Annotated in this window: 22 protein-coding genes; 14 read left to right on the top strand and 8 right to left on the bottom strand. The window is 62.5% G+C overall.

Going from position 1 to position 17,564, the window contains the following annotated elements:
* The first annotated feature begins 4 nt into the window (after positions 1–4).
* The 5 genes from purS (at position 5) to AC0L2U_RS22645 (ending at position 2,716) form a co-directional block, all read left to right on the top strand.
* The gene (purS, locus tag AC0L2U_RS22665; RefSeq protein ID WP_027162361.1) at positions 5–247 is read left to right on the top strand and encodes a phosphoribosylformylglycinamidine synthase subunit PurS; all 243 of its coding nucleotides are present in this window, start codon (positions 5–7) and stop codon (positions 245–247) included.
* Position 248: 1 nt separating this feature from the next.
* Positions 249–917 carry a phosphoribosylformylglycinamidine synthase subunit PurQ gene (purQ, locus tag AC0L2U_RS22660; protein WP_127269903.1) on the top strand — a complete coding sequence of 223 codons (669 nt, stop codon included), beginning with the start codon at positions 249–251 and terminating at the stop codon, positions 915–917.
* An 84-nt stretch (positions 918–1,001) separates the two neighbouring features.
* Entirely contained in the window at positions 1,002–1,667 is a 666-nt protein-coding gene (locus AC0L2U_RS22655; RefSeq protein ID WP_473602687.1) for a glutathione S-transferase family protein, read from the top strand.
* Positions 1,664–2,071, top strand: a complete 408-nt coding sequence (locus AC0L2U_RS22650) for a hypothetical protein (protein WP_256748273.1) — start codon at positions 1,664–1,666, stop codon at positions 2,069–2,071. Before AC0L2U_RS22655 ends, AC0L2U_RS22650 begins: the two co-directional genes overlap by 4 nt.
* A 3-nt stretch (positions 2,072–2,074) precedes the next feature.
* A complete protein-coding gene (locus AC0L2U_RS22645) occupies positions 2,075–2,716 on the top strand; it encodes a Pr6Pr family membrane protein (protein WP_292679862.1) in 642 nt (213 codons plus the stop codon).
* Positions 2,717–2,792: 76 nt separating this feature from the next.
* On the opposite strand, the gene AC0L2U_RS22640 is transcribed toward AC0L2U_RS22645, so the two are convergent.
* Positions 2,793–3,044 (bottom strand): DUF1127 domain-containing protein, encoded by a 252-nt coding sequence (locus AC0L2U_RS22640; RefSeq protein ID WP_292679861.1) that lies wholly within the window; start codon positions 3,042–3,044, stop codon positions 2,793–2,795.
* A gap of 93 nt (positions 3,045–3,137) precedes the next feature.
* Between AC0L2U_RS22640 and AC0L2U_RS22635 the strand changes: the two genes are divergently transcribed.
* From AC0L2U_RS22635 to AC0L2U_RS22610, 6 genes are all read left to right on the top strand, one after another.
* Entirely contained in the window at positions 3,138–4,547 is a 1,410-nt protein-coding gene (locus AC0L2U_RS22635) for an aminotransferase-like domain-containing protein (protein WP_473602686.1), read from the top strand.
* 119 nt (positions 4,548–4,666) lie between these two features.
* Positions 4,667–6,898 (top strand): phosphoribosylformylglycinamidine synthase subunit PurL, encoded by a 2,232-nt coding sequence (purL, locus tag AC0L2U_RS22630; RefSeq protein ID WP_473602685.1) that lies wholly within the window; start codon positions 4,667–4,669, stop codon positions 6,896–6,898.
* Between the two features lie 45 nt (positions 6,899–6,943).
* Positions 6,944–7,465 (top strand): hypothetical protein, encoded by a 522-nt coding sequence (locus AC0L2U_RS22625; protein WP_473602684.1) that lies wholly within the window; start codon positions 6,944–6,946, stop codon positions 7,463–7,465.
* Between the two features lie 133 nt (positions 7,466–7,598).
* Entirely contained in the window at positions 7,599–7,832 is a 234-nt protein-coding gene (locus tag AC0L2U_RS22620) for a BolA/IbaG family iron-sulfur metabolism protein (protein ID WP_010909092.1), read from the top strand.
* 141 nt (positions 7,833–7,973) lie between these two features.
* Positions 7,974–8,309 (top strand): Grx4 family monothiol glutaredoxin, encoded by a 336-nt coding sequence (grxD, locus tag AC0L2U_RS22615; protein WP_006332883.1) that lies wholly within the window; start codon positions 7,974–7,976, stop codon positions 8,307–8,309.
* A 165-nt stretch (positions 8,310–8,474) separates the two neighbouring features.
* Positions 8,475–9,743 (top strand): multidrug effflux MFS transporter, encoded by a 1,269-nt coding sequence (locus AC0L2U_RS22610; protein WP_128363819.1) that lies wholly within the window; start codon positions 8,475–8,477, stop codon positions 9,741–9,743.
* Here the strand turns inward: AC0L2U_RS22610 and AC0L2U_RS22605 are convergent.
* The 4 genes from AC0L2U_RS22605 to rpsD all read right to left on the bottom strand — a co-directional run bounded on the left by AC0L2U_RS22605 (position 9,740) and on the right by rpsD (position 12,630).
* Positions 9,740–9,973, bottom strand: coding sequence for a hypothetical protein (locus AC0L2U_RS22605; RefSeq protein ID WP_236382783.1), 234 nt, complete (start codon positions 9,971–9,973; stop codon positions 9,740–9,742). The genes AC0L2U_RS22610 and AC0L2U_RS22605 overlap by 4 nt on opposite strands.
* 223 nt (positions 9,974–10,196) lie before the next feature.
* Positions 10,197–11,030, bottom strand: a complete 834-nt coding sequence (locus AC0L2U_RS22600; RefSeq protein WP_292334954.1) for an inositol monophosphatase family protein — start codon at positions 11,028–11,030, stop codon at positions 10,197–10,199.
* Positions 11,020–11,904 carry a tRNA 2-thiocytidine(32) synthetase TtcA gene (gene ttcA, locus AC0L2U_RS22595; protein ID WP_473602683.1) on the bottom strand — a complete coding sequence of 295 codons (885 nt, stop codon included), beginning with the start codon at positions 11,902–11,904 and terminating at the stop codon, positions 11,020–11,022. Before ttcA ends, AC0L2U_RS22600 begins: the two co-directional genes overlap by 11 nt.
* 108 nt (positions 11,905–12,012) lie before the next feature.
* A complete protein-coding gene (gene rpsD, locus AC0L2U_RS22590) occupies positions 12,013–12,630 on the bottom strand; it encodes a 30S ribosomal protein S4 (protein WP_023759539.1) in 618 nt (205 codons plus the stop codon).
* 375 nt (positions 12,631–13,005) lie between these two features.
* On the opposite strand from rpsD, the gene AC0L2U_RS22585 reads away from it, so the two are divergent.
* Positions 13,006–13,215 carry a hypothetical protein gene (locus tag AC0L2U_RS22585; RefSeq protein ID WP_473602682.1) on the top strand — a complete coding sequence of 70 codons (210 nt, stop codon included), beginning with the start codon at positions 13,006–13,008 and terminating at the stop codon, positions 13,213–13,215.
* A gap of 90 nt (positions 13,216–13,305) precedes the next feature.
* Here AC0L2U_RS22585 and AC0L2U_RS22580 read toward each other — a convergent pair whose 3' ends face one another.
* The 3 genes from AC0L2U_RS22580 to AC0L2U_RS22570 all read right to left on the bottom strand — a co-directional run bounded on the left by AC0L2U_RS22580 (position 13,306) and on the right by AC0L2U_RS22570 (position 15,266).
* Complete coding sequence (locus tag AC0L2U_RS22580; protein WP_023810328.1) at positions 13,306–13,494, bottom strand: DUF3008 family protein; 189 nt, start codon at positions 13,492–13,494, stop codon at positions 13,306–13,308.
* 64 nt (positions 13,495–13,558) lie between these two features.
* Positions 13,559–14,359 (bottom strand): glutamate racemase, encoded by an 801-nt coding sequence (gene murI, locus AC0L2U_RS22575; protein ID WP_127272587.1) that lies wholly within the window; start codon positions 14,357–14,359, stop codon positions 13,559–13,561.
* Entirely contained in the window at positions 14,352–15,266 is a 915-nt protein-coding gene (locus AC0L2U_RS22570) for an RNA methyltransferase (RefSeq protein WP_128364130.1), read from the bottom strand. Before AC0L2U_RS22570 ends, murI begins: the two co-directional genes overlap by 8 nt.
* Positions 15,267–15,480: 214 nt before the next feature.
* Here AC0L2U_RS22570 and AC0L2U_RS22565 point away from each other — a divergent pair, with 214 nt between their 5' ends.
* Both AC0L2U_RS22565 and AC0L2U_RS22560 read left to right on the top strand, forming a co-directional pair.
* Complete coding sequence (locus AC0L2U_RS22565) at positions 15,481–16,692, top strand: NADP-dependent isocitrate dehydrogenase (RefSeq protein WP_127321786.1); 1,212 nt, start codon at positions 15,481–15,483, stop codon at positions 16,690–16,692.
* Between the two features lie 12 nt (positions 16,693–16,704).
* Positions 16,705–17,331, top strand: a complete 627-nt coding sequence (locus AC0L2U_RS22560; RefSeq protein WP_473602681.1) for a glutathione S-transferase family protein — start codon at positions 16,705–16,707, stop codon at positions 17,329–17,331.
* Positions 17,332–17,564: the final 233 nt, after the last annotated feature.

The following is a 17,564-nucleotide window of genomic DNA, read 5'->3' as shown; positions in this document are numbered from 1 at the left end:
CAGCGTGATCAAGGCCCGCATTACCGTCACCCTCAAGAACGGCGTGCTCGACCCGCAAGGCAAAGCGATAGAACACGCGCTGTCCGGCCTGGGCTTCGGCGGCGTCGGCACGGTGCGGCAGGGCAAGGTGTTCGACGTCGAGCTGGCGGAAAGCGACAAGGCCAAGGCCGAAGCGGACCTCAAGGCCATGTGCGACAAGCTGCTGGCGAACACGGTGATTGAGAACTACGCGGTGGAGATCGCCTAAATTGAAAGCAGCCGTCGTCCTCCTGCCTGGCCTCAACCGCGACCGCGACATGATCGCGGCGCTGACCAAGATTTCGGGAACACCGCCGGTCACCGTGTGGCAGACCGACACCGAAATCCCCGATGTCGACCTGATCGCTATTCCGGGCGGCTTCTCCTTCGGCGACTATCTGCGCTGTGGCGCGATCGCTGCGCGCATGCCGGTCATGCGGGCAGTGGCCGAAAAAGCGGCCGCCGGCGTGACGGTCATCGGCGTCTGCAACGGTTTCCAGATCCTGGTCGAGGCCGGCCTTTTGCCGGGCGCCTTGATGCGCAACACCTCGCTGAAATTCGTCTGCCGGCAGGTGAAGCTCGAGATCACCAACGCCAACACCATGTTCACCCGCCGCTATCAGCCGGGCCAGATCATCCGCTCGCCGGTCGCGCATCATGACGGCAATTATTTCGCCGACGCCGACACGCTTGCCCGTATCGAAGGCGAAGGCCAGGTGGTGTTCCGCTATGCCGAGGGCACCAACCCCAACGGCTCGATCAACGACATTGCCGGCATCGTCAACAGCCAAGGCAATGTGCTCGGGCTGATGCCGCATCCGGAAAACCTGATCGAAGCAGCCCATGGCGGCACCGACGGCCGCGGACTGTTCGAGAGCGCCCTCGGCATCGCTGCCTGACGATATCGAAGCGAACAGCTTGAAAACAGCCGGACATTCCTGTCTCTTTGGAGCAAGTCTGGTTCATTGGGGAGAGAGACGGTCATGAAACTCTATTCGCGGCCGTTGTCGCCCTACTCGTCGATCGTGCGGGCACTGGCCTACATCAAGGATGTGCCGCTCAAGATCATCGCGCCGCCGCCCGGTTTTCCCATCCCGGAAGAGTTTCGCGCCATTTCGCCGATGAACCGGGTCCCGGTGCTGATCACCGGCTCGGGCGAGACGATCGTCGAATCGGTGGTCATCGCCGAATATCTCGAGGAACGGTTTCCGGAACCGGCGCTGCTGCCGCCCGATTCCAAGGATCGCGCGCTGGTGCGTATGTTCGCCCGCATCACCGATCTCGATGTGCTGACCCCGATGATGAAGCTTTTCGAGCTTCATTCCGTACCGAAGCGAAACAATGTCGAGATCGACGCCCAGTTCGCCCGCCTGCATCATGGACTGGCGGCGATCGAGGCGCGCATGGCGCAAGGGCCCTTCGCATTCGGTGACGACATCAGTTTCGCCGATGCCTGGCTGACGCCGACACGGTTCATCTTCAACAATTTCCGCGCCATGACGGGACGCCACGACCTGCTCGACGCCTATCCCAAATTCGATGCCTATGAGCAGATCGCCTCGCAACACCCGGCATTGTCGCGCGTGTGGGGCGAGATGACCGATGGTTTGAAGATTTTTCTGTCCGAACTCGAGATGGGTGCCGCTTGATCAGACGCAAGACGATCGCGCTGGTCGCCGCGGCGGGCTTTGTGCTGGCATCCTGCCAGTCGACGCCAAAGAGCACGCCTGTTCCCTCGGGCAAAAGCGCGGCGCTGCTGGCCATGGAACAAGTGGCGATCGCCGCCCACAAATGCTGGATCGCCAGCAAGGACCCAGCCTTTAAACCGTACCAGATGGCCAATGAGCTGAATTCGTTCAGCGGCACGCCGCGTTTCCTGCTGGTGCCGGCCAAGCACTATGGCGGCAAACCTTTGCTGGTAGTGCAGGCGCAAGGCAATTCTAGTCGCGTCGACGTCTTCGGACCGCTGATGAACGATCCGCTCGGCGCCCGCATCGGCTCCGACATTGCGCGCTGGCAGGCCGGCAATCCGGCCTGCGCCGCGACGGCCTAGCCCATGGGCCAGTTCCTGCAGATTGTGGGACTGGTCGTCGGTCTCGCCGGGCTCATCCTGCAGTTCTGCATCAGCATTCCGGCGTCGATGGAAGCCGGCCGCAGCCTGCTCGGCTCCATCATTTTCGTCTTCAGCTTCTTCACCATCCTGACCAACATCGGCGCGGTGCTGGTTCATACCTCGCTGCTGTCTCCCTCCGGCTATGCGTGGTTGCCCGCCTTCGCCGGGCCGCGAATGCGCGCGGGCGTGGCGGTTTCGATCGCGCTGGTGTTCATCGTCTATGCCACGGTTCTGGCACGGCTCTGGCAGCCGCAGGGCCTGTTCCTGCTCTGCGACGTCCTGCTGCATTATGTGACGCCGGTGCTGTTCGTGCTGTGGTGGCTGATCGCAGGCGCTGACGGCAGGACGCGCTGGAGCGACATTTCCTGGTGGGTGATCTATCCCATCGCTTATCTGGTCTATGCGCTGGTGCGGGCGCCGTTTGCCGGCGAGGTGCCCTACCCTTTCCTGGACATCGCCAAGAACGGCGCGACCAGCGTCCTCATCTCGGCCGCAGCCATCACCGGACTTTTCCTCGTGCTGTGCGTGGTCGCCGTCCTTGCGGACCATGCCGTTGCACGCACCAGGGCATCGAGCGTCCGTTAGAATTGTGCGGACCTCCTGTCCGCATTTCCCGGGACCATCATCTTTCCCAAACCGGTTCCCACTTTTGGGATCAGGGTCAGTCCCAGAACGGCCTGATGCCCTCGCGGTGGGCGTCGCAGCGCGTGACGCCGATATCCTTGAGCTGGTCGTCAGTCATCTCCAGCAGCGCCAACCGGCTGCGGCGGCGATCCAGCAGGTTGTCGATCCATCTTGCCAGCGACCTCAGCACGCGCACAAGGCGGCGGGCAAAACCGCGCTGAGCCGATGGACGTGTCGATTGGCCTGATAATGCAGCGCTCGAATGACGCATTGTCGCGATTGTAATCATTTTCTTTCTGCCGACGTTCTAGATTGTACCCTTTTTTGCACGCGACTGGTATGTATTGACTCATCTATCGGTGCAATATAGAAAATTGTCACCATGACAACTTGGCTTCCCGATCTCACCACCGGCTCCGGGCCGCTGTATCAGCGCCTGGCGGATTCCATCGAGACGGACATCGATCGGGGCGTGATCGCTGCCGGCGCAAAGCTACCGCCGCAGCGCGACCTCGCCTACGACATCGGCACCACCGTCGGCACGGTCGGCCGGGCCTATCAATTGCTGCGCGAGCGTGGGCTGGTGAGCGGCGAAGTCGGGCGTGGAACCTATGTGCTCGGCCAGCGCGCGAAGCCGGATGTTCCGGCTCCGGACGTCGGCGGCGAAGGCACGCGCTATATCGATGCGCCTAAGGGCAAGCTGCGTTTCGACAGCACCGCAGCACCTGATATCGGCCAGGGCGACATTGTCGCCGGAGTCCTGTCGCGCACGGCGCAGGACCATCCGCATGAGATCTCGAGCTACACGCGGGACTTCCCCGACCGATGGTACGAAGCCGGCGCGCGCTGGTTGGCGCGCAATTCGTTTCGCCCGAATGCCGACACCATCGTTCCCACGCTCGGCACCCATGCGGCGGTGATGGCGGCGATCGCGGCCCTCACCATGCCTGGCGACTATGTTGCCTTCGAGCACCTCACCTACTCGCAGATTTCCCGCAGTGCCGGCCTGATCGGCAGGCGCACCGCGTTGGTGGCATCGGACGAGGAAGGCATCGATCCGCAGGATTTCGAGCGCGTTTGCGCGCAAAAGCATCCCAAGATGATCTTCCTGATGCCGACGGCTCAGAATCCGACGCTGGCCACCTTGTCGGCGGCGCGCCGCGAGGCGATCGCCCATGTCGCACGCGAATACAACGTCGTCCTCATCGAGGACGACCTCTATGGCAATCTGACCGATGATCCGACACCATTGCTGGCCGAGTATGCGCCTGAACGGACCATTGTCGCGGGCGGCCTGTCGAAGTCGGTCGCAGCCGGTGTGCGCGGCGGCTGGCTTTCCTGCCCGCCCGCCTACCGCCACCGCATCCGTGTCGCCCACAAGATGATGACCGGCGGCATGCCCTTCCTGCTGGCGGAGGTGAATACAAGGCTGGTGCTGTCAGGTCAGGCGGATGAGATACGCAAGCGCAGCATCGCCGAAATCGGCGCCCGCATCGCCATCGTGCGCGAGACTTTGGCCGGCTTCGCGGTCAAGTCGCATGACAGGGTGCCCTTTGTCTGGCTGACCCTGCCCGACCCCTGGCTTTCCGGCACCTTCAAGAACGCCTGCCTGGAGCACGGCGTGCTGATCGACGACGAGGACGAATTCAAGGCCGGCCGTTCCGAGCAGGTTTTCCATGGCGTCCGCTTTGGCGTTTCGCAGCCGAGACAGCGCGGGGATATCGCTGAAGGCGTCGCGGCGATCCGGCGACTTCTCGATGAAGGCCGCGCTGGCTACGACAGCTTCTCCTGACGCTGCGTGGCTTTGTCCGGTTTTCCGTCGTTTTTCGTCAATCCATGGGTGTATCGGCCGCAAGGCTTGCGATAAGACGGGACTCAAAATCCCAACGTCCCGGATATAAATCGCCGCCCATGACCATTTCCAATTCCGTGCCGATCACCCCTGAGCTCATTGCCTCACACGGGCTCAAGCCCGACGAGTATCAGCGCATCCTCGATCTTGTCGGGCGCGAGCCGAGCTTCACCGAACTCGGCATCTTCTCGGCGATGTGGAATGAGCACTGCTCCTACAAATCCTCGAAGAAATGGTTGCGCACGCTGCCGACCACTGGACCTCAGGTCATCCAGGGGCCGGGCGAGAATGCCGGCGTGGTCGACATCGGCGACGGCGACTGCGTCGTCTTCAAGATGGAGAGCCACAACCACCCGTCCTACATCGAGCCCTACCAGGGCGCGGCGACCGGCGTCGGCGGCATATTGCGCGACGTCTTCACCATGGGCGCCCGGCCGATCGCGGCGATGAATGCGCTGCGCTTCGGCTCGCCTGACCATCCCAAGACCCGGCACCTCGTTTCAGGCGTGGTTTCCGGCGTCGGCGGCTATGGCAACGCCTTCGGCGTGCCGACGGTCGGCGGCGAGGTCAATTTCGACGCCCGCTACAATGGCAACATCCTGGTCAACGCCTTTGCGGCGGGCCTTGCCAAGACCGATGCGATCTTCCTGTCGGAAGCCAAGGGTGTCGGCCTGCCGGTCGTCTATCTCGGCGCCAAGACTGGCCGCGACGGTGTCGGCGGCGCCACCATGGCCTCGGCCGAATTCGACGACAAGATCGATGAGAAGCGCCCGACAGTGCAGGTCGGCGATCCCTTCACCGAAAAGTGCCTGCTGGAAGCCAGCCTCGAACTGATGGCTTCGGGCGCAGTCATCGCCATCCAGGACATGGGTGCCGCCGGCCTCACCTGCTCGGCGGTGGAAATGGGCGCCAAGGGTGACCTCGGCATCGAGCTCGATCTCGACAAGGTGCCGGTGCGCGAAGAGCGCATGAGCGCCTACGAGATGATGCTGTCGGAAAGCCAGGAGCGCATGCTGATGGTGCTGCGCCCGGAAAAGGAAAAGGAAGCCGAGGCGATCTTCCACAAATGGGGGCTCGACTTCGCCATCGTCGGCAAGACCACCGACGATCTGCGCTTCCGCGTGCTGCACCAGGGGGATCAGGTCGCCGATCTGCCGATCAAGGATCTCGGCGACAAGGCTCCGGAATATGACCGGCCGTGGGTCGAGCCGAAAAAGCCGGCGCCGCTGGCCGCCAATGACATTCCGCAAGCCGACGTTGCCGACGCGCTGCTGAAGCTGCTCGGCGGGCCCGACCTGTCTTCGCGCCGCTGGGTCTGGGAGCAGTATGACACGTTGATCCAGGGCAATTCGCTGCAGCTTCCAGGCGGCGATGCCGGCGTGGTCCGGGTCGAAGGCCATGCGACCAAGGCGCTCGCCTTCTCCTCCGACGTGACGCCGCGCTATTGCGAGGCCGACCCTTATGAGGGCGGCAAGCAGGCGGTGGCCGAATGCTGGCGCAATTTGACCGCCACCGGCGCTCTGCCGCTGGCCGCCACCGACAACCTCAATTTCGGCAACCCGGAACGGCCCGAGATCATGGGCCAGTTGGTCGGCGCGGTGAAGGGCATCGGCGACGCCTGCCGCGCGCTCGGCTTCCCGATCGTCTCCGGCAATGTCTCGCTCTACAACGAGACCAACGGCCAGGGCATCCTGCCAACCCCGACCATCGGCGGCGTCGGGCTGATCGCCGACTGGTCGAAGATGGTGCGGACCGGCTTTGCGGCCGAGGGCCAGATGATCCTGCTGGTCGGCGCACCGGCGTCCTGGGGAACGCATCTCGGGCAATCGGTCTATATGCGTGACGTACACGGCCGCACGGATGGCCCGCCGCCGCCGGTCGACCTCGATCACGAAAAACGCGTCGGCGACCATGTGCGCGCGCTCATCGCATCCGGCATCGTCACAGCGGCGCATGACGTTTCCGATGGCGGTGTCGCCGTTGCACTTGCCGAGATGGCGATGGCGTCCGGAATCGGCGCCGCCGTTCCCGGGCTTGTCGGCACCGACCCGATCCCGGTCTGGTTCGGCGAGGACCAGGGCCGTTATCTCCTGACGCTGTCGATCGAACCGCATGGTGACGAATGGGACGCCATTCGCAAGCAGCAGGGCGAACTCGGCATCTTCGCGCCGTGGATCGGCTCGACCGGGGGCAGCGCGCTGAAGCTTGGCGACGCCAGGGCAATCCCGGTCAGCGAACTCTCCGCGGCGCACGAAGGCTGGTTCCCCCACTTCATGGACCAGGCCAGTTGACGAGAGCATGATCCCGAAAAGTGGGAACGGTTTTTCGGGAAACTCATGATCAATCACAGGAAACTGGCTGCCCGGGCGCTGCTTGCAGTCGTTTTCTGGCCGTCGCTGTTCTTCTTCTGGTTCCTGGGACCGTTCGTCTTTTTCCTGCTGTCGACAACCTCGAGCGAGGTGTGCATGCGGCTGGAAACGCGCGCGGAGTTCCTTGCCGCGGCCAATGGCGCCATCCCCATGCTCATCGCGCAGAATCTCATCTACGCGGTCCCGATCATCTGCCTGGTTCTGTGGGACCGCCTGGCGCCGGATCCGGCACGGGCAAGGCATATCGTCACCTGCATCAAGCTTTTTGCCAGCGCGATGGTCGTAGGCGCGTTGTGGGAGTACGGCTCGTCGCTCATCTGCGACGGTTATGGCCAGGGGTTCTTCTCACCGGCTTGGCAAATGACGAGCTATCTCCCCATTGTCGGCCTCGTGCTCAACGCGCCGCTCTATGTGCTGGCCTTTAGCCTTGGCCGTGCTTTCTCGACACGCGACGAAGTTGCCGAGGATGAAGCAAGCCCACCGGCCTAGTCTTTCTCTGAAGCCGTCGGGCCGTCTTGCCGTTGGTGGGACAGAACGGCTTCAATCCGGACCGGAAAGGCTTTAGGCTCGCCCGACTCTCATCTTATGGCCTGACACCGGCCGCTCGAAACAGGATTTTGCCATGGCAATGGACGCCCACGACATCGAAAAACTGATCAAGGACGGCATTCCGGACGCCAAGGTCACGATCCGCGATCTCGCCGGCGACGGCGACCATTATGCGGCCGAGGTGGTGGCCGAGAGCTTTCGGGGGAAAAGCCGCGTGCAGCAGCACCAGATGGTCTATGACGCGCTGAAAGGGAATATGGGCGGCGTGCTGCACGCACTCGCCTTGCAGACCAGCGTTCCCGACTGACCTTAGCGCTTGGCCCAACACGGCTCATCCTTTGCGCCATTTCAGCCACGGCACGGCTAACGTCTTGTTTCGAGCAATCGTTGGGTTTATTTGAAGGGATATGTTTCGAGCCTGACTCCCACAGGCGGGAAAGGATATTCCATGAGCGGTATCAACGACTACATCGACAATGAAGTGAAGGGCAACGACGTCGTCCTTTTCATGAAGGGCACGCCCGGTTTCCCGCAATGCGGATTTTCCGGCCAGGTCGTCCAGATCCTCGACTATATCGGCGCCGACTACAAAGGCGTGAACGTCCTGGACTCGGCCGAACTGCGCCAGGGCATCAAGGAATACTCCAACTGGCCGACGATCCCGCAGCTCTACGTCAAGGGCGAATTCGTCGGCGGCTGCGATATCATCCGCGAGATGTTCCAGGCCGGTGAGTTGCAGACGTTCCTCGTCGAGAAGGGTGTCAGCGTCAAAGGCGCCGCCTGATTTCTGTTTTGTGCATGCCCGAAAATCGACGTTGATTTTCGGGCATCGAGCACTAGGCACCCGAGGCAGCCCCACCTCGGCAATTTTCATGTCCTGAACCCAGGACCAGGACGAGCCAATGCGCCGGCCCGCCGGCGCATTTTCGTTTGAAAGATCGGACTTGCCGTGGACCAGCCAAAACCAGCGCCGCAATCGGCAAGCAAACTGCCCATTCCGCGCTGGGAGTTCATCGCCCTGTGCGCGGCGCTGATGGCGCTGAACTCGCTGGCCATCGACATCATGCTGCCGGCGCTGCAGCAGATCGGCGCCACGCTCGGCGTCGAAAATGAAAACCACCGGCAGTACGTCATAACGGCCTACATTCTGGGCTTCGGCGGCGGACAGTTGTTCTTCGGGCCGATCTCGGATCGCTTCGGGCGTCGCGCACCACTGGTCGCCGGGCTGGTGATCTATGTCGCCGCGGCCGCGGCTGCCGCCATTGCGCCAAGCTTTGAGACACTTCTGCTGTGCCGGGCCGTGCAAGGCATTGGTGCGGCCGCGACCCGCGTCATCGCCGTATCGATCGTGCGCGATACGTTCGACGGCCGGCGCATGGCCGAGGTGATGTCGCTGATCTTCATGGTGTTCATGGCGATACCGGTCATTGCTCCCGGCATCGGCCAGTTCATCATGCTGTTTGCGACCTGGCATTGGATCTTCGTCACCATGGCCGTCGGTGCGCTCCTCGTCTCGGCCTGGTCGCTGCTGCGCCTTCCTGAAACGCTGCATCCCGAACATCGCCGGCCGTTGACACTCAACTCCATTGTCGGCGGGTTTCGCATCGTGCTCACCAACCGCATTGCGATCTGCTATGCCTTCGCCAGCACCTTCATCTTCGGCGCCATGTTCGGCTTCATCGCTTCGGCGCAGCAGATCTATGTCGACATCTTCAAAGTCGGCGAGATGTTCCCGGTCATCTTTGCCGGGGTTGCGGGCGTGCTCGCCTTCTCCAACTTTCTGAACTCGCGCCTTGTCGGCCGCATCGGCATGCGCCGCCTGTCGCAGAGCGCGCTGCTGCTGTTCCTGGTCATCAGCCTTGCCTGGCTGGTGGTCTCGCTGGAAATGAAGATGCCGCTCTGGCTGTTCATCACCTTCTTTGCCTGCGCCATGCTTCCGTTCGGCGCGCTCGGCGCGAACTTCAACGCGCTGGCCATGGAGCCGCTCGGGCAACTGGCCGGCACGGCGTCGTCGATCCTCGGTTTCATGCAGACGTTTCTCGGCGGCATTCTCGGCACGCTGATCGGCCAGGCCTTCAATGGCACGGTGACGCCGCTGGCCGCCGGCTTCTGCAGCGTGTCGATCGCGGCGCTGCTGATGATCTTCATCGCCGAGCGCGGCAAGATGTTCCAGCCGCAGAACCCGCCCGTTTCAGGGCACATCACCGACTTGCATTAGGATGCACCCTCAAGGGCCGCCGTGAATCGAGGGGCGAGCATACGCCCCGCGATTGCTTCACCCATGCTGTCCGAAAAGGGCAATGGCAGAGCATCATCGAGTGCCCTGAGAATGGATGCCACGAAGGCCCGGCTGCGCTGGGCATCGGTTCCCAGATCGGCATATGTGGCGCGAGGCTTGCCGATCAGTGTGCCGTTGCGGCGAAGCGAGAACCGCAGTGTCAGGGACATGCCCGCGGTTCCGGGTGGCGGCTTCCAGCAGGCATAGATAGCGTCCGACATCTCCCTTATCGTATCGACAGGATCGGAACTGCGACAACTGCGCTCCTGCGATCTTGCTTCCTGGGAACTGGTAGACAGAGCGGCGGCAAGAGCCGCGGCGACAAATGCGAACCGAGGTTTCATTCGAGAGCCTCCGGATTTGCGTGAACCGCTCCTTCGGCTAACGCAGCGATCAATCCTGTGCCGCCCAGAGTTCGCGGCGCAATTCGTGCCAGCTTTCGCGATCGGGCGCGACAAGCAGGCCGCCGCCGAGATGCGAGGGCAGATAGGTGCTGCCGTCGAAACGCGCCGCGTGGCCGCCGGCCTCGGCATGGATCAGCACGCCGGCCAGATGATCCCACGGCATCAGCTTGTTGTAGACGACGAAGTGGGCATGGCCGCTCGCCAAGAGGCGGTATTCGTGCGCGGCGCAGCGATAGGCGAATTGCGACAGGATCTTCGTCTGGTTGCGCGCCAGCCGCGACCGCTCCGGCTCGGCCATATATTGCCAGGAGACGGAGCCGGTCATCTGCGCGATCGGCGCGGGTGCCGCGACATGCACCTTCTCCAGGCTGCCATGCGCATGCCGGATATGGCTGCCGGCGCCCCTGGCGCCAATCAGCCAGTCCTTGCCGACGGGATCGTGGATGATGCCGGCAACCGTCTCGCCCTGGACCACGACCGCCAGCATGACGCCGAACAAAGGCACGCCGGAGGCGAAGTTGAAAGTGCCGTCGACCGGATCGATGACGAAGGCCAGATCGGCATCGCCCAGACCATCGAGCAGTGCCGGATTGTCGGAACAGGCCTCCTCGCCGACGATCATCGCCTGGGGATAGCGCTCGCGCAGCCGCGCGGTGATCAGCCGCTCGGCATTGACGTCGGCTTCGGTCACAAGGTCGGCGGCCGAGGTCTTCTGCCTGACATCGCCATCGCCCAGCCGGCGAAAGCGCGGCATGATCTCGGTCAGCGCCGCCTCGGCCAGAATGCCGGCCAGCCAATCGATCGCGGTGTCGTCAAATGTCATCGGAAATGTCTTGCCTTGTGGTGAGGGTGTCGTTGAGGGCAGCGAAGTCGAACAGCTTCCTGTCGAGCAGGTGCGATGGCCTGCTGTTCGACAGCGCGCGCAGCATCGTATCCTTGCGGCCCGGCATACGCTTTTCCAGATCCTCGAGCATCGCCTTCATGGCGTTGCGCTGAAGACCTTCCTGGCTGCCGCAGAGATCGCAGGGAATGATCGGGAATTGCATGGCGGCAGCGAATTTTTCCAGATCGGCCTCGGCGCAGTAGCTCAATGGCCGCAGCACCATGACGTCGCCGTCGTCGTTGAGCAGTTTTGGCGGCATGGCGGCGAGACGGCCGCCATGGAAGAGGTTCATGAAGAAGGTTTCGAGAATATCCTCACGATGGTGGCCGAGCACCAGCGCCGAGCACCCCTCCTCGCGCGCAATGCGGTAGAGATGGCCGCGCCTTAGGCGCGAGCAGAGCGAGCAATAGGTGCTGCCCGCCGGCAGCTTGTCGGTGACGACGGAATAGGTGTCCTGATACACGATCCGGTGCGCAATGCCGTGGCTGTCGAGATAGTCCGGGAGGATATGTTTGGGGAAATTCGGCTGGCCCTGGTCGAGATTGCAGGCCAGAAGATCGACCGGCAAGAGCCCGCGCCATTTGAGGTCGAGCAGCACCGCGAGCATTCCGTAGGAATCCTTGCCGCCAGACAAGGCAACGAGCCAGCGCTGGCCGGGCTTCAACATCGTGAAATCGTCGATCGCCTGCCGGGTCAGCCGCAGCAGCCGCTTGCGCAATTTGTTGAATTCGACCGAGGACGGGACGTCGGCGAACAGCGGGTGGAAGCCGCCTTCGCTGTCGGCGATCGGTTCGATGTCTGGAAGCATGTTCATGGCACGTCGCTTTCAGTGGCCCAGAGCGCCGGATTAGCGGACATGACCGACAAAGAAAAGGCCGCCTCGACGGGCGGCCTTTTCTTGGTGTCGCAGAACGCGCTCGTTTTAGCGCGAGTAGAATTCGACGACCAGGTTCGGTTCCATCTGCACGGCGAACGGAACGTCCGCCAGGCCGGGGATGCGCGAGAAGGTCGCGACCATCTTGTTGTGATCGGCTTCGATGTAGTCCGGCACGTCGCGCTCGGCGAGACCGACCGCTTCCAGAACGATGACCAGCTGCTTCGACTTTTCGCGCACTTCGACGACATCGCCCGGCTTGCAGCGATACGAGCCGATGTTGACACGCTTGCCGTTGACGTTGACGTGGCCGTGGTTGACGAACTGACGGGCGGCGAAAATGGTCGGCACGAACTTGGCGCGGTAGACGACCGCGTCGAGACGCGATTCGAGCAGGCCGATCAGGTTCTCCGAGGTGTCGCCCTTGCGGCGGTCAGCCTCTTCATAAACCTTGCGGAACTGCTTTTCCGAAACGTCGCCATAGTGACCCTTCAGCTTCTGCTTGGCGCGCAGCTGCAGGCCGAAATCGGAAAGCTTGCCCTTGCGGCGCTGGCCATGCTGGCCGGGACCGTATTCACGCTTGTTGACCGGGGACTTCGGGCGGCCCCAGATATTTTCGCCGAGACGGCGGTCGATCTTGTACTTCGCGGATTCGCGCTTGCTCATCGCATTCCCTTTTCAAAACAATACACCCGGAACCTCATGGTCCGGGTGAAGGAAACGCGCCCTCCTCTGGCCTCCGTTTTCGAGACCTGACAGGGTTTTCCCACGCAACGCGGCGGAAAACCCACGGGACACGTCAGTTCAAACAAGATAGTAGAATTGGATTTCCACGCATCTTGCGCACATAAAGAAAACCACCGGGCATTGCGGCCCGGTGTTGGCGCGCTGATTAAACGGAGATTTAACCGGTGTCAAGCTTGTGGCTGGCGCAGGCCATGGCGACGATATAGCGTCTCTGGGTTGAGTACAGTGCCGGATGTGGCGGGAGGTTGCGCCAGCGGCATCAGGAAGGGACCGGAGCAGAGGAGCTACAATCGCATGAAGAAATTCTTCCTTACCCTGACAGGGGCCGCTGTGTTGGCGGGATCCATGGCGGTCCTGACACAGGAGCCGGCGGAGGCCAGGCATTGGCACGGACACCGACATCACCAGGCTTGTCGCATCGTGATCAAGAAGAAGGTTATCTGGCGGCACGGCCACAAGAAGGTCATACGCTACAAGATCAAGCGCTGCAGCGGGCGCTGGTAGGCTCCTATCCGGTCTCAGGCGGCCGACATCGATTCAAAGCCCGCGGTTTTGGCCGCGGGCTCTTTGATTCCGGATGCTTAATCCTTATCCTTAGTCTTTCGACTTCTTCTCCGGCAGGCCCTTGCGCTTCGTCTCGGCGAATTCCTCGAGCTGCTTTTCGCTCATCGATTCGTACATTCCCTTGGAAGCGCCCTGGAGTTCGCTCTTCTTGGTCTCGCCGCGCTTGGCCGACAGAGCCGCGCCGGCGGCTTTCTGCTGGGCTTTCGAGGTGGCTGGCATGGTTCTTTCTCCCGTTGGAACCTGGAGAAAAACGCAACGACTGCCGTGATGTTCCGCTTCGCAATCACGACATAGCCAGCCCGAAGCCCTGTATCAGGCGACGGGTCGGGAAATCGGCTCTTGCCGATGTGAAGACGGCAAGGTCGGGTCCTTCAGGCAGCATCTCGCCACGACCGCTCGGATCGATGTCGGCGAGAAGCGACAGCGCCCGGCGCGCAATCGCTTCAGCGGGGTCGAGCCAATCGACCGGCCAGGGCGCCGTCTTGCGCATGCGATTGGCCAGAAAGGGGTAGTGTGTGCAGGCGAGCACGACGATATCCGTACGCAGCGCATCATGTTCGACGAAGCACGGCGTGATCTCGGTGCGTACGGCCTCCTCATCGACGAAGCCCTCACGCATGTAGATCTCAGCCAGTCCCGCCAGCCTGTCGCTGCCGACCAGGCGGACATGGCATTTCTGCGCCCATTTGCTGATCAGGTCGCGCGTGTATTGGCGCTTGACGGTGCCAGGCGTCGCCAGCACCGAAACCAGCCCTGAGCGCGTACGTTCCGCCGCCGGTTTGATCGCAGGCACCATGCCGACGAAAGGATGCTCGGGAAATCTATCGCGCAACGCATCGATCACCAACGTCGAGGCGGTGTTGCAGGCGATGACGGAAATGGCCGGCGCAAAGCGCTCAAGCAGTTTGCCGAACAATTCGAGTATATGCGCCCTCAGCGCCGGCTCTTCCCAAGCGCCGTAGGGAAACGCAGCGTCGTCGGCGACATAGATGAAGCGGCGGTCGGGCATCAGCACGCGCGCCTCGCGCAGCACGGTAAGCCCGCCGATGCCCGAATCGAACATCAGGATCGGCCGCTCAGTCATTGTCGGTTCCTTTTCCGCCAAGCGGCGGTATGTCATCGTCCTTGCCGGTGTCGGCAAGGCGTGCCGCCTCCGCCTTGCGGGCACGCGCGGCGGCCGCGGGCAAGCGCCGTGGATCGTCGCCAGGGGACCCGTCGCCGCGCGGCATCGCCGGCGAAAACCTGTCGAGCGACGAAATGATGCCGCGCAGCACCTTCAGCTCCGGTTCGGCAAAACCGGGGCGTGTCAGCACCGCGCGCAGATTGTCGATCATTTTCGGCTTCTTCGGCGCCGGCCGGAAATAGCCGCGCGCTTCCAGCGCGCCTTCGAGATAGGCGAACAGGCCGTGCAATTCTTCCTTGCTTGCCGGTTTCATGTCCGGGCCGGAAAAATTGGTCTTGGTCTCGTCCTCCAGGCCGGACTTCATCCATTCGTAGGACATCAGAAGTGCTGCCTGGGCGATGTTGAGCGAGGAGAAATCGGGATCGACCGGGAAAGTGACGATCTCGTCGGCAAGGCCGACCTCGTCATTGTAGAGGCCGAAGCGTTCGCGTCCGAACAGGATGCCGGTGCGCTGGCCCATCACGTGGCGCGCCCGCAGCAGCCTGCCCGCCTCAACCGGCCCGCGCACGGATTTGAAGCCGTCGCGCTGCCTGGCCGTGGTGGCGAAGACAAAGTTCAGGTCGGCGAGCGCCGAGGCCAGATCGTCGAAGACGGTGACAGCGTCGATGACATGATCGGCGCGGCTGGCCGCAGCGCGCGCCTTCTCGCTCGGCCAACCATCACGCGGGTTGACCAGGCGCAGCTCCGACAGGCCGAAATTGGCCATGGCGCGCGCGACCATGCCAATGTTCTCGCCAAGCTGAGGCTCGACGAGGATAATCGCCGGGCCGGCGACTGCAATGCTATCGGGATCTTTGATGACGGGCATGATTGTCAATGAACTGCTGTTTGCGGCATTTCAGCGTCCCTGCCACATTCGGCCGGGAAAATGAAGCATTCGCAAATGACGACGGCTCTGGCCTCCAATTCGTGACCGATCGCCGTTTGCGTGGCCAAAAGCGCTTTGATATACGGGCGACATCTCCCGGCCCAACGCCGCGCGGGCAAGGCCGTCCCATATCCAGCAACGAGGCATTCTTTCCATGGCGAAGATCAAGGTGGCGAACCCGGTCGTCGAACTCGACGGCGACGAGATGACCCGCATCATCTGGCAGTTCATCAAGGACAAGCTGATCCACCCTTATCTCGACCTCAAGCTTGAATATTACGACCTCGGCATCGAGCACCGCGACGCCACCAACGACCAGGTGACCATCGATTCGGCCAACGCCATCAAAAAACACGGCGTCGGCGTGAAATGCGCGACGATCACCCCCGACGAACAGCGCGTCGAGGAGTTCAAGCTGAAGAAGATGTGGAAGTCGCCGAACGGCACCATCCGCAACATCCTCGGCGGCACCATCTTCCGCGAGCCGATCATCATGAAGAACGTGCCGCGCCTGGTGCCCGGCTGGACCAAGCCGATCATCGTCGGCCGCCATGCCTTCGGCGACCAGTACCGCGCCACCGATTTCCGCTTCCCCGGCAAGGGCAAGCTGACCATCAAATTCGTCGGCGAGGACGGCCAGGTGATAGAGCACGATGTGTACGACGCGCCCGGCGCCGGTGTCGCCATGGCCATGTACAATCTCGACGACTCGATCCGCGAGTTCGCCCGCGCCTCGCTGAACTACGGCTTGCTGCGCAACTATCCGGTCTATCTGTCGACCAAGAACACCATCCTCAAGGCCTATGACGGTCGCTTCAAGGACATCTTCCAGGAAGTCTACGAGGCCGAGTTCGAGGCCGAGTTCAAGTCGAAGAAGCTGTGGTATGAGCACCGCCTGATCGACGACATGGTGGCCTCCGCCCTGAAATGGTCGGGCGGCTATGTCTGGGCCTGCAAGAACTATGACGGCGACGTGCAGTCCGACACGGTGGCGCAGGGTTTTGGCTCGCTCGGCCTGATGACCTCGGTGCTGATGACGCCGGACGGCAAGACGGTGGAAGCGGAAGCCGCGCATGGCACCGTCACCCGCCACTACCGCCAGCACCAGAAGGGCGAGGAAACCTCGACCAACTCGATCGCCTCGATCTTCGCCTGGACGCGTGGCCTCGCGCACCGCGCCAAGCTCGACGACAATGCCGACCTGAAGCGTTTTTCCGAAACGCTGGAAAAGGTCTGCATCCAGACGGTCGAGTCAGGCTTCATGACCAAGGACCTGTCGCTCTTGATCGGCCCCGACCAGCCATGGCTGTCGACCACCGGTTTCCTCGACAAGATCGACGAGAACCTGCAGAAGGCGATGGCCTGACAAGTAAGCAAGATGGGCAAGCCCATCGTCTACGGGGCGGAGTACAGCGTCTATGTACGCATCGTCCGCCTCGTGCTCGCGGAAAAAGGCATCGACTACGAGCTTGTGCCGGTCGATGTCTTTGCCGCCGAGGGGATTCCCGCCTGGTATTTCGAGCATCATCCGTTCGGCCGCATCCCGGCCTTCTGTTATGACGGGTTTCGCCTGTTCGAGACCAATGCGATTGCCCGCTATATCGACGAGGCCTTCGACGGACCGGCGCTGCAGCCTGCCGACGCGCGCGGCCGCGCCAGGATGGGCCAGATCATAGGCATGCTCGACGCCTATGGCTATCGCGCGATGGTCTGGGATGTTGCCGTCGAGCGGCTGGAGAAGGCTGAGCCGGATTCGGCGTTGATCGCCGGCGGCCTTGCTCAGGCCGAGACGGTGCTGAAGGTGCTGAGATCGCTGAAGCCACAAGGTCCGTGGCTGCTTGGCGACCAACTGACGCTGGCGGACCTGCACGCCGCGCCGATCATCGCCTATTTCGTCAAGGTCACGCAAGGGCGCGATCTGTTGGCGCGGTTCGCGGATATCCGGGACTGGTATACACGCGTCGCCGATCGTGCGAGCTTTACGCGGACTGAAAAGGTCGCTTAGGCCGAGTGAACTTCCTCAACGCCGGCACCGCCCCTCATTGCCCTGCCGGGCATTTCTCCCCGTAAAACGGGGAGAAAGAGGCTGGCCGCAACGCCGGCGCCTCTTTTTTTGCAAGGCTGGCGATTGGCGAAAGCCGCGACGAAAGCGCCCTTCTCCCCGTTTACGGGGAGAAGGTGGCGGCAGCCAGATGAGGGGCAGCGCTACTTGGGAAGGTAGGGCTCCCCTTGAACTGC

This window comes from Mesorhizobium sp. WSM4808 (genome assembly GCF_055811675.1).
This window is presented reverse-complemented; position numbering and strand designations above follow the sequence as displayed.

Bases quoted from the DNA above. Each gene is read 5' to 3' on its own strand.
- AC0L2U_RS22655 (WP_473602687.1), top strand. From the start codon at position 1,002: ATGAAACTCTATTCGCGGCCGTTGTCGCCCTACTCGTCGATCGTGCGG.
- AC0L2U_RS22645 (WP_292679862.1), top strand. From the start codon at position 2,075: ATGGGCCAGTTCCTGCAGATTGTGGGACTGGTCGTCGGTCTCGCCGGG.
- AC0L2U_RS22640 (WP_292679861.1), bottom strand. From the start codon at position 3,044: ATGATTACAATCGCGACAATGCGTCATTCGAGCGCTGCATTATCAGGC.
- AC0L2U_RS22635 (WP_473602686.1), top strand. From the start codon at position 3,138: ATGACAACTTGGCTTCCCGATCTCACCACCGGCTCCGGGCCGCTGTAT.
- purL (WP_473602685.1), top strand. From the start codon at position 4,667: ATGACCATTTCCAATTCCGTGCCGATCACCCCTGAGCTCATTGCCTCA.
- AC0L2U_RS22625 (WP_473602684.1), top strand. From the start codon at position 6,944: ATGATCAATCACAGGAAACTGGCTGCCCGGGCGCTGCTTGCAGTCGTT.
- AC0L2U_RS22620 (WP_010909092.1), top strand. From the start codon at position 7,599: ATGGCAATGGACGCCCACGACATCGAAAAACTGATCAAGGACGGCATT.
- grxD (WP_006332883.1), top strand. From the start codon at position 7,974: ATGAGCGGTATCAACGACTACATCGACAATGAAGTGAAGGGCAACGAC.
- AC0L2U_RS22605 (WP_236382783.1), bottom strand. From the start codon at position 9,973: ATGTCCCTGACACTGCGGTTCTCGCTTCGCCGCAACGGCACACTGATC.
- AC0L2U_RS22600 (WP_292334954.1), bottom strand. From the start codon at position 11,030: ATGACATTTGACGACACCGCGATCGATTGGCTGGCCGGCATTCTGGCC.
- ttcA (WP_473602683.1), bottom strand. From the start codon at position 11,904: ATGAACATGCTTCCAGACATCGAACCGATCGCCGACAGCGAAGGCGGC.
- rpsD (WP_023759539.1), bottom strand. From the start codon at position 12,630: ATGAGCAAGCGCGAATCCGCGAAGTACAAGATCGACCGCCGTCTCGGC.
- AC0L2U_RS22585 (WP_473602682.1), top strand. From the start codon at position 13,006: ATGAAGAAATTCTTCCTTACCCTGACAGGGGCCGCTGTGTTGGCGGGA.
- AC0L2U_RS22580 (WP_023810328.1), bottom strand. From the start codon at position 13,494: ATGCCAGCCACCTCGAAAGCCCAGCAGAAAGCCGCCGGCGCGGCTCTG.
- murI (WP_127272587.1), bottom strand. From the start codon at position 14,359: ATGACTGAGCGGCCGATCCTGATGTTCGATTCGGGCATCGGCGGGCTT.
- AC0L2U_RS22570 (WP_128364130.1), bottom strand. From the start codon at position 15,266: ATGCCCGTCATCAAAGATCCCGATAGCATTGCAGTCGCCGGCCCGGCG.
- AC0L2U_RS22565 (WP_127321786.1), top strand. From the start codon at position 15,481: ATGGCGAAGATCAAGGTGGCGAACCCGGTCGTCGAACTCGACGGCGAC.
- AC0L2U_RS22560 (WP_473602681.1), top strand. From the start codon at position 16,705: ATGGGCAAGCCCATCGTCTACGGGGCGGAGTACAGCGTCTATGTACGC.